The 577-nt window shown below is 44.9% G+C and carries 1 protein-coding gene; it reads right to left on the reverse strand.

What is annotated here, in order from left to right:
* The coding region (locus EHO59_RS09570; protein ID WP_210413060.1) for an NADH-quinone oxidoreductase subunit H at positions 1 to 577 on the reverse strand (577 nt) is incomplete at both ends.

Genomic DNA, 577 nt, shown 5'->3' on the forward strand with positions numbered 1-577 from the left:
AGGGATCCAGATCCATTTTCTGCGAGTGCTATTCGATTCCCAATAACCTATAAGAGCGGAGAATAGAATGGCTCCGCCGAATGCTGCGAGTTCTTTCCAGATCGGAAACGCAACTAGTCCGAAGAAGACTTCCACATGTTCCAATCCAAGTTTGGTAAGAAGAAGGAAAAGAGATGCAGTCTTGAACTGGTGAGCGAGTTCGAACAATGCTCGGGTTCTTCCGGAAGCTTCTAAAAGCATCGCCTCATGAACCATGGTTAATTCTAAGTGAGTACGAGGATCGTCGAATGGAGGCTTAGAAAGTTCAGACAATACGATTAATGTTGCACCCAAGAAGAATAGAATTCCGAAGGAAAGATTCGCAAAGTTCGCTTGGAATACCACATTGGATTCGAATACTACTAGGATAAGTATCATGATCGGTTCCCCGAAAATGAACAGAAGTGCTTCTCTTGCAGCTCCCATTCCTCCGAAGGAAGTTCCATTCTCAACCGCGTATGCGACAGTAGCAAAACGGATCATCCCGATCAAAAACGGAATGAATAGAAGAGATGCCCACTCGAAGGAAACAAGAGAC

The sequence above is a fragment of the Leptospira semungkisensis genome (assembly GCF_004770055.1).
Classification (GTDB): domain Bacteria; phylum Spirochaetota; class Leptospiria; order Leptospirales; family Leptospiraceae; genus Leptospira_B; species Leptospira_B semungkisensis.